At 72.9% G+C, this 9131-nt stretch carries 9 protein-coding genes; 6 read left to right on the forward strand and 3 right to left on the reverse strand.

Annotated features, from left to right (window positions below):
• Positions 1 to 1695, reverse strand: a 1695-nt coding sequence (locus FNQ90_RS05460) for an ATP-grasp domain-containing protein (protein ID WP_182605219.1), incomplete at its 3' end; no start/stop codon positions are given.
• Between the two features lie 112 nt (positions 1696 to 1807).
• Entirely contained in the window at positions 1808 to 1933 is a 126-nt protein-coding gene (locus FNQ90_RS28035; RefSeq protein WP_267130968.1) for a hypothetical protein, read from the reverse strand.
• A 160-nt stretch (positions 1934 to 2093) separates the two neighbouring features.
• On the opposite strand from FNQ90_RS28035, the gene FNQ90_RS05465 reads away from it, so the two are divergent.
• From FNQ90_RS05465 to FNQ90_RS05480, 4 genes are all read left to right on the forward strand, one after another.
• A complete protein-coding gene (locus FNQ90_RS05465; RefSeq protein ID WP_323379790.1) occupies positions 2094 to 3077 on the forward strand; it encodes a helix-turn-helix transcriptional regulator in 984 nt (327 codons plus the stop codon).
• Between the two features lie 46 nt (positions 3078 to 3123).
• The gene (locus FNQ90_RS05470; protein ID WP_182605220.1) at positions 3124 to 4167 is read left to right on the forward strand and encodes a helix-turn-helix transcriptional regulator; all 1044 of its coding nucleotides are present in this window, start codon (positions 3124 to 3126) and stop codon (positions 4165 to 4167) included.
• 196 nt (positions 4168 to 4363) lie between these two features.
• Positions 4364 to 5209, forward strand: a complete 846-nt coding sequence (locus FNQ90_RS05475; RefSeq protein WP_182605221.1) for an EI24 domain-containing protein — start codon at positions 4364 to 4366, stop codon at positions 5207 to 5209.
• A gap of 202 nt (positions 5210 to 5411) precedes the next feature.
• On the forward strand, positions 5412 to 5768 hold the full coding sequence (locus FNQ90_RS05480; RefSeq protein WP_182605222.1) for a hypothetical protein: 357 nt from the start codon (positions 5412 to 5414) through the stop codon (positions 5766 to 5768).
• A 90-nt stretch (positions 5769 to 5858) separates the two neighbouring features.
• On the opposite strand, the gene FNQ90_RS05485 is transcribed toward FNQ90_RS05480, so the two are convergent.
• Positions 5859 to 7757 (reverse strand): penicillin-binding transpeptidase domain-containing protein, encoded by a 1899-nt coding sequence (locus FNQ90_RS05485; RefSeq protein WP_323379791.1) that lies wholly within the window; start codon positions 7755 to 7757, stop codon positions 5859 to 5861.
• A gap of 218 nt (positions 7758 to 7975) precedes the next feature.
• Here FNQ90_RS05485 and FNQ90_RS05490 point away from each other — a divergent pair, with 218 nt between their 5' ends.
• Both FNQ90_RS05490 and FNQ90_RS05495 read left to right on the forward strand, forming a co-directional pair.
• Entirely contained in the window at positions 7976 to 8905 is a 930-nt protein-coding gene (locus FNQ90_RS05490; RefSeq protein ID WP_182605223.1) for a helix-turn-helix domain-containing protein, read from the forward strand.
• A 4-nt stretch (positions 8906 to 8909) separates the two neighbouring features.
• Positions 8910 to 9131 (forward strand): DUF397 domain-containing protein (locus tag FNQ90_RS05495; RefSeq protein ID WP_182605224.1); only part of this gene is annotated, 222 nt, incomplete at its 3' end.

A 9131-nucleotide genomic window follows, 5' to 3' on the forward strand; every position in this document is an offset into this window, starting at 1 on the left:
GGGGGATAAGGGCGTCTCCTCCCCCCGGTCGGTGTCACCGCCGGCGCGCGACCCGGAGGGCTCTCCCGCCGAGATGCCCACCGACCGGTCGGTTCGCCGAGGGTCGGCTTCGGCGCCGACGCGCCGGGAGCCCTCGGCGACGACCTCTCCGACCCGCGCCCCGTACGCGGCGCGGGCTGCTTCGACGATGGCGCGGGCCGCCTCCCGGTGGGGGGAGGCCGGGAGGCGGCCCGGCGGGGCGAGTCGGGCCTCTGCCGCGCGCAACGCGGTGGCCACCCGCCCGGGGGTGGGTCCGGAGGCGATGACCGCGACCTGCGCGTCGTGTCCGGCGACCCGGCTGGTGATCGCCGGCGCACGACGGCCGCGGAGGGCCTGCGAACCGGTGGTGTCCCCCGCGGGCCCGGTGCGGGTGTCCCCGAAGGGAAAGCCGGCCGGGCGGCGCGGGGTGATGTGGGGGGAACCGGTGATCCCACCGATCCGGCCGGTGAGGACCACCGACTCGCCGGGAGGCTCGGGAAGACGCCGGGAGAGGCGGGGCACGGAGGGAGCGTCCGTCCCGACCGGGGCGGGCGTCCTGCGGCGCACGTCGACCGACACCACGCCGGGCACCGCGCGCGCGGCCTCCACCCGCTCGGGGGCCGGCGGCAGGCCGTCCGCCGAGAGGATCCGGCGCAGCCCGGCGTACCCGGCGGGGCTGCGGCGCACTCCGGGGTCGGGACGGCCCAGGACGCCCGCCAGGGTCAGGGCGTGGATGTCGTGGCCGGTGGCGGCGGCCAGGAATTCGGGGAAGGGATCCGCACCGGGGTCGGCGTCGGCCTCCAGGAGAAGCGGTCCCCGCCGGGTGAGCACCATCTCGACCCGGGCGTGGCCGTGACGGTGGCCCGCGGCGGTGAGGGTGGTCTCCGCCAGTCGCTGCACCCGGGCCTGTTCCCGGCGGCCGAGATCGACCGGCAGGTCCCAGCCCCGGGCGGAACCGGTGAGGACGAACGTCCCCGGCCCGGGGGAGGCCGGGGACGGGCTCTGTGCCGGGCGAACCCGGCGGCTGACCGCCAGCACGGTGTGTCGTCCGTCCCGGGAGTGGACGTCGACCCGCAGCTCGGGGCCCTCCAGGTACTCCTCCACGATCAGTGCGGGCTCCGGTGCCGACCGCCGGGAGAACACGTCCGCATCCGCCGCCGAACGCAGCAGATGGACATCCGTGCCACCGGAGCCGGTGCGCGGTTTGACCACGCAAGGGAAGCCGACCCGCTCGGCGGTCGGCACCAGAGCCGCGACCCGGTCGCACCGCTCGAACCGCACGGGGGAAGCGGTCGAACGGTTGACCCGGTCCCGGAGCGCGGCCTTGTCCGTCAGATAGGCGACGGCCGCGTGTGGATTGCCGGGGAGACCCAGGGACTCGTTGGCCCGGGCCGCCGCCAGGGACCCGACCGCGGTGAAACCGAGGACGGAGGCCCGGGGACGACGATCCGACGAGCGTGTGGGGGGGTCGGCGAAGTGGTGGATCGCCTCCAGCAGGGAGGGGTGGTCCGACCAGTCGACGTCGACGCGCTCATCGGCCATCAGGCACGCCTGCCGTACCTCGGGCGAGGCGGAGGGAGAGGCCAGCGCCAGACAGCGGGCTCCCACCTTCCGTGCCGCGCGGACGGCCGCCGGAGCGGGATCGAGCAGGATCGCGATGGGGGTACCGGAGCTCAACGCCGCCTCCTTTCGGTCGGCCGTACGGGTCATGGCGTGAAGACGACACCCGGTGGGGCGAGCCCGACGCGACCGGTGGGGGACGTCCGGTCGTGCCCACCCCGGTGGGACCTCACTCCCAGATGGTGCTCAGCGGGGACGAGGATTCCCAGATGGTGCTGGGCGTGGCATGGGCGGCTCCGGCGCCCAGCACCGAAACCAGCAGAGCCGTGACGGCGGCGAACGCGATCCTCTTCACGGTTTTCACTCCTATCTCCACAGGCCCTGATCGGGGTGGCATGCTGTTGCCGTCGATACTCACGGGCAATGATGGTGAAGTCGAGCCGGCCACGGTGGCGTCATGTTGCCTGGCGACTTGACGCCAGGGGACGGCTGTCGTCGTACGAGGAAAGAAAAGCGTGCTGGAACCCAGCGAAATAGGCGCGGCGGCAACCCGCATATACCGACTCCGGGTGATCCACCCCACGGAATCCGTGGAGCAGATCGCGGCCCGGGCCGGGGTGCCGACCGAAGAGGCCGCCAAGGCCGAGGAACAACTCGCCGACCTGGGGTTGTTGCGTCCGTCGCCGGGAGGCGGCTGGGTGGCGATCAGCCCGGAGAGCGCGGCGGACGAGCTGCTCGCCCCGCTCGAGCAGGACATCCTGCAACGGCGGATCACCATGGCCGCGACCAGGGCCCGCCTGCACGCCCTGAGCGGCGACTACCTCGAGGCCCGCAGTCTGCGCTCGGCCAAGACCAACATCGAGGTGATCAAGGGCATCGACAGCATCCGGGCCGTCATCGACGATCTGGCACGCACCTGTTCGAGTTCCCTGGACACCCTCGCGCCGGGTGGGGGTCAGGGCGAACAGGCCATCCGCTCCGCCGTGCCGCTGGACCTGGAGATCCTGGCCCGGGGCGTGGAGATGCGCACGATCTTCCAGCACAGCGCCCGACGGCACCTGCCCACCGCCCAGTTCGTGGCCCGGATCACGGCGGCCGGCGCCCAGGTGCGCAGCAGCAGCACGCTGCCCTCCCGGGTGCAGATCTACGACCGGGTGTGCGCGGTGCTGCCCATCGATCCGGAGAACACCGGCGCGGGGGTGGCGTTGGTCCGCGACCCGGCCGTACTCGGTTTCGTGCGGCGGCTCTTCGAGTACTACTGGGAACGGTCGGTGAACTTCTCCGAGGTGGACCGGGTCGCCGGACCGGCGCCGACCGGTCTGGAGCGGGATGTCCTGTTGCTCATGGCCACCGGCAAGAAGAACCAGGTGATCGCGCACCAACTGGGCATGTCGGACCGCTCGGTGAGCCGCATCGTGTCGGTGCTGATGGAACGCCTGGACGCGGACAGCCGCTTCCAGGCGGGGGTCAAGGCCGTACAGAACGGCTGGCTCACATGAGGACCCGGTCGGGTCCCCGCACGAGCCGCCGTGTGCCGGGGCGGCGATGAATCATCCCAGCGGACTGCCGGAGGACACCCTGCGGGTGTACCGGCTTCGGGTCTCCCACCCCACGGACTCCACGGCGGGACTGGCCCGACGGTCCGGCCTGCCCCGCGAGGCGGTGGCCCGCGCGGAGGGCGAACTCTCCGCACTGGGCCTGCTGCGCCCCTCCCCGGCCGGTGGCTGGGTGGCGGTGGCGCCGGAGAGCGCGGCCGAGGAGTTGCTGGCCGCGGAGGAACAGGAGATCCTGCGGCTGCAGATCACGGTCGCGGCGACCCGGGCCAGGCTGCACTCCCTGTCCGGACACTTCCTCGAGGCGCGGAGTCTGCGCACCGTGCCCGGTGACATCGAGACCGTGGAGGGGCTGGAGAACGTCCGCGCCGTTCTCGCCGATCTGGCGCGCGGCTGCCGGCGGTCGCTGGACAGCATGCAGTCCGGTCGTCGGGTGTCGGAGGAGGCCATTCGGGCCTCGCTCCCGTTGGACCTGGCCCAGTTGGAGCGCGGGACCACCATCCGCACCCTGCTGCCGCGCAGCGCCCGGGCGGACCGGGCCGCCGTGCAGTACGCGACCCGGATCCGGGAGGCGGGGGCACAGGTGCGGTGCGCGGGGGTGCTGCCGAGTCGGATGCTGATCTACGACGGGACGGGAGCGGTACTGCCGATCGACGTCGATGACACCGCCCGGGGCGCGGTGGTGGTCCGCGACCAGGCCCTCATGGCCTTCCTGCGCCGGCTCTTCGACCACTTCTGGGAGCACTCCGAGGACTTCCTCGATCCGGGCGGCGCGCCGGGCGACGCCGCTCCCCGGGGGCCGGCCCGGGACGTGCTGCTGCTGCTCGCGACGGGCCGCACCAACGAGGAGATCGCCGAACGGCTGGGGACCTCCCCGCGCACCGTGGTCCGCACGGTCACCGAACTGATGGAACGGCTGGGTGCCGACAGCCGCTTCCAGGCGGGGGTCCTGGCCGCCGAGCGCGGCTGGCTCGACGCCCCCGACCCGGAGGACACGCCCCGGGCCGCGGAGGAGGATCCGGAGGAGACCCGCTAGTGCCGCGCCGCCGGGGTTCACCCGTCAAGGAGCGGCGTCCTTCGCGGCGCCGGGAGCCGCCGGGGCGTCCGTGACCCGTGCCGTGGCGGGTTGACGCCGGCACGCCACGGCACGGGTCACCGACGTCCCGGCCCGCCCCCCGTGTGCCGGGGGGCCGTCCGGCGGGGGCGTCGGGTGGGGACTACGCTCGTGCGCCATGAACGATCGCCGGGACGCGCCCCGGGACGCCCGCCGGGGCGACGGGTTCCGGGCCGGGCTGCGCTTCCTCGCCCGGGGACAGCGCTGGGTGCTGCGCCACCCCCGTACGTACGCGCGGTGCCTGCTGCCCGCCCTGGTCGTCTTCCTGGTCTACGCGGCGGCACTGGTCCTCCTCGTCCTCCGTCTCGACGACCTGGCGGTGTTGATCACCCCGTTCGCCGACGACTGGGAGACCGGCGGACGGACGGCGGTCCGGTTCGCCGCCGGGGTGGCCCTGCTGGGTGCCGGGATCCTGCTGGCCGTGGTCACCTTCACCACCGTCACCCTGCTGGTCGGTGACCCGCTCTACGACGCGCTCTCCCAACAGGTGGAGGAGGAGGAAGCCACCGGGACCGGAACCGCGGTTCCCGAGGGGCCGGAGCGACCGCTGTGGCGGGAGTTGGCGGTCTCGCTCGGGGAGAGCCTGGGCACGCTGTGGCGAACCCTGCTGCTCGCGGTCCCGGTCTTCCTGGTCGGCCTGGTGCCGTTCGCCGGGCAGGTGTTCGGGTTCGTCCTGGGCACCGCGGTGGCGGGTTGGTTCCTCACCTCCGAACTGGCCGCCTACGCCCTCCAGCGGCGGGGACTGGAACTGCGGGAGCGTCTGCGGCTGGTCTCGGGAAGGCGCCGGACGGCGTTGGGCTTCGGGATGCCCCTGGTGCTGCTCTTCCTCGTCCCGGGCGGGGCCGTACTGCTGATGCCCGGCGCGGTGGCGGGGGCGACGCTGCTGGCGCGCGACCTCGCCCCGGCGACGCCGGTCCCTCCGGCGGGCACGGCGGACGCCGGCGGCACCGACCGGCCGATGTGACCGTCCGTCAGCCGTCACCCCCGGCACGCCGGGTCCCGGGGCCGGCCGGCACCCCGCGGGTCAGCACCTCGCGGTCGGGCTCCGGCAACCATCCACCGGCCGGCGGGGTGCTCGCGGCCCGGGCCGGGGGTTGCGCGCCGGCCGGGCTCGCGTTCGGCCTGCTGCGCCCCACCGGCCGGCGGGGCGCCGGTTCGCCCTGTGCGTGGCGGCGATGGCCGTGCTGATGACGCTGCCGGCGATCGCCGCCGGGGCGGGCGGTCTGCTCGTCCCGGCACCCGTGCTGTTGGTGGCGGGCATGGCCACCGCTCCGACCATGGTCTCCGGGATGACCCTGGTGCAGGGGGCCACCCCGGGCGACCGGCTCAACGAGGGCATGGCCCTGGCCGTGACGGCCCTGCTCGGCGGGTTGGCCCTCGGCGCGGCCGGCGGCGGCTGGATGGTCGAACGAGTCGGTGCCGAGGGCACGGGATACCTCGTCCCGGCGGCGGCCGCGGTGTGTGCCGCGCTGGTGGCCGTCCCGGCGTTCGCACGCCCCACCGTCCGCGCGGCGGGTTCCTGACCGGATACCCCGGCCGGCGGTGATCGCCGCCGGCCGGGGACCGGGCGGGGTATCCGGTCACGGTGTCGGGGCCGGACGGGCCCGGTCCGGTCAGCCGGCGGCGGCGACCACGGCGCGCAGGAACCTTGCCGCCACCGGCCCGGCGTGCGAACCGCCCGAGCCGCCGTCCTCCAGCAGCACCGCGAAGGCCAGGTCCTCCTCACCGAGGAAGCCGATCATCCAGGCATGGGTGGAGAGTTCGCCGTTCTCGCCCGTGGCGAACTCGGCGGTGCCGGTCTTGGCGTGCGGCTCGCCCGGCACGTCCCGCAGCGCGGAGGCGGTGCCCTCGGTGACCGTGGCCCGCATCATCCTCCGCAGTTCCTCGACGGTGGAGTCGGCGAGGCGGGTCGGCGGCTCCCACACCTCCCCGCTCTCCCCGGGGACCAGCACCGGCTGGTGGAACTCCCCCGCCGCCACGGTGGCGGCGACCGCGGCCATGCCCAGCGGGCTCGTCTCCACCCGGGCCTGACCGATCAGTGAGGCGGCGAGGTCGCTCTCCCCGTCCGCGACCGGCACGCTGCCGTCGAACGTGGTCAGCCCGGCCTCCCACTCGCCCCCGACGCCGAAGGCCAGGGCCGTCTCCCGGAGGGTCTCCGGCTCGAACCGGTCGCGGTTGCCGATGAACGCGGTGTTGCAGGAGGCAGTGAACGCCTCGTGCAGCGTGGTGTCCGGGCCGAGTTCGAACTCGTCCTGGTTGTGGAAGCGGTAGCCGCGGACCACCTCCTCCTTCGGGCAGCCCAGCACGTCCTCGGCCGTGAGGCCGGCCTCCAGCAGGGCGGCGGCGGTGATCACCTTGAAGCCGGAACCGGGGGCGTAACGCCCCTCGGCCGACCGGGCGAAGTCCAACGGCTGGTCCGCCAGGGCCAGCACCTCGCCGGTGGAGGGGCGCAGTGCGGCTATCGAGCCCTTCTGTTCCTGCCCGGCCAACGCCTCCTCGGCCGCCTCCTGCAGGACCGGGTCGATGGTGGTCTCCAACGGTTCGCCGTCGATGCCACCCTCGCCCTCGGCCAGGGTCTCCACCGCGCTCGCGGACTGCCGTTCGGCGATCACCACCGAGGTGAGCGGGACGCCGGAGAGCCGCTCGTCCCAGCGTGCCTGGAGGCCCGAGGTGCCCTCGCCGGTCTCGGGGTCCACCCCGCCGACCACCGAGCGGGCGGCGTACGCCAGGGGACGGGAGGACTGGTCGAACCGGAGGCCCAGCACGGCGTGGAGTTCGTCACGGTGTTCCTCGTACAGCTCGTCGCGGATGGTGACCACGTGGACCGCCCGGTCCGGATCGGCCTGCTCCACCCGCTCGGCGAGCGCCTCGGTGTCCACACCCACGTCCAGGGCGTCGATGGCGGCCCACGCCTCCTCGGGATCGGTGAGCACGGCGGGCCAGACGCTGATCGACCACACCTGTCCGCTGCCCGCCAACTCGCTGCCGTCGGCGGCCAGGACGGACGCGCGCTCCGGCTTGTCGGTGGTGCGCATCAGGGTCTGTTCGTCCGCCAGGTCGGGGTGGATGAGGGAGGGTTCCCAATGCACCAACCAGCCGGTGTCGGTGGGGTCCTCCTCCGGGGCGGGGACCAGTGTGATGCTCGAGTCCACCGTCCACTCGGGCAGGCCCTCACCGAGGTCGTAGACGACGGTGTAGGGGACGGCGACGGCTCCGGTGGGGGCGTCCGCCGCCGCCTCCCCGGGCTCCCCGACCGAGACGGTCTCCCGTCCCTCGGGGGAGAGGTTGCGATTCACCGACTCCAACAGCGAGGCCGCCGCCTCGGGGTCGTCGGTGAGTTCGGCGGCCGGCTCCACCTCGTCGTCCAGGGGCCAGGCCCGCAGGAACTCCTCCGCCAGCTCGGCCGCCCCGTCGGTGGGGGTGTCGTCGTCACCGCGTACCAGGAGGAGGACCACCGCCCCCACCACCAAGGCCATCAGGGCGATGGCCGGGATCATCACCTTGCCGCGCACTGCTTTCCCCGCTCCCCGGGAGCCGCCTGCGCCCCCAGCGCTCGACACCTGCCCCCACACCCTACACATGGCCGATGGGCCCGTTCGGGGCCTCGAGAACCCCCCGGGGTGCCGTCGGGGAGGGGAAAACGGAATCGGGAATTCCCCCACCGCAAATTTTCCTTTCGCCACCCCGCGAAACGCAGTTCGATTATCTGACGGCCGGGAGGTGGGGGGCCATGCGGCACACTGTCCCTGCCCACGGAGACGAGGAGAACCAGATGGGACAACCGGTCACCACCGTCCGCCGAATGCGACTCGGCATGGAACTGCGTCGCATGCGGGAGAACGCTCGGGTCTCCCAGAACGCGGCGGCCACCGCCATCGATGGGAGCGATACGAAAATCAGCCGGGTCGAGGCGGGCAGGACGAGCCTGACCCGACTGGAACTCGACGCCCTGCTGGACCTGTACGGAATCACCGATCGGGAGTTCCGCACCGGACTGCTGGAGCTCAACCACACCGCCAGGCAACGGGGCTGGTGGCAACAACGTCGTGATGTCATGGCCCCCAAGCTCCAGGAGCTGATCGAACTCGAATCGACGGCCAGTCGGATCTTCGAGTACGAGGCCATCGTGATCCCCGGCCTGTTCCAGACCCGGGAGTACGCGCACGCCGTCATCTCCGGGTTCCCGACACCGCCCGACCTGTCCCTGGAGGAGGCCGTGCGCATCCGACTGGATCGACAGAGTCTGCTGCGGGAGCCCGACGCCCCCCGGTTCGTCTGCGTGCTGGACGAGGCGGTGCTGCACCGCAGGATCGGCAACCCGGTTGTAATGTCGGGTCAGTTGAGGAATCTGATCGAGATGGGCCGACTCCCCCGGGTGTCCATTCGCGTGATGCCCTACTCCTCGGGCGCGCACGCCGGCACGGACGGCAGCTTCCGCTTGTTCGGATACTCCTCCCCCGTCGATATGGATATCGTCTTTCTCGAACAGAAACAGAGTAGGATTTTCCTCGAGGATGAGGCGGACCTGACGCCCTACCGGGTCGCGGCCGAGCAATTGTGCGAGCGTGCGCTCTCCCCCGAGGATTCCGCTCGCCTCATCACGGCCCTCGCGGCCGAGTTCGACGAGAGCAACGAGTTCGACGAGAGCCGGCAGGAGTGAACCCATGCGACACGGCCTTCCCACCCACCGGTGGCGGAGTTCCAGCCGTTCCAGCGCGGAAAGCGGTAACTGTGTGGAGATTCAGATCACGGACGACGCGCTGATAGCCGTCGGCGACAGCAAGGCCCGCGACCGCGGGGCCCTGCTCTTCCCATCGGCCGCCTGGACGGCCTTCGTCACCGGGGCCGGAGGCCCCGCCCCCGTCGCTGTCTCTTATACACTTCTG

The sequence above is a fragment of the Streptomyces alkaliphilus genome, assembly GCF_014141535.1.
Taxonomy (GTDB): domain Bacteria; phylum Actinomycetota; class Actinomycetes; order Streptomycetales; family Streptomycetaceae; genus Streptomyces; species Streptomyces alkaliphilus.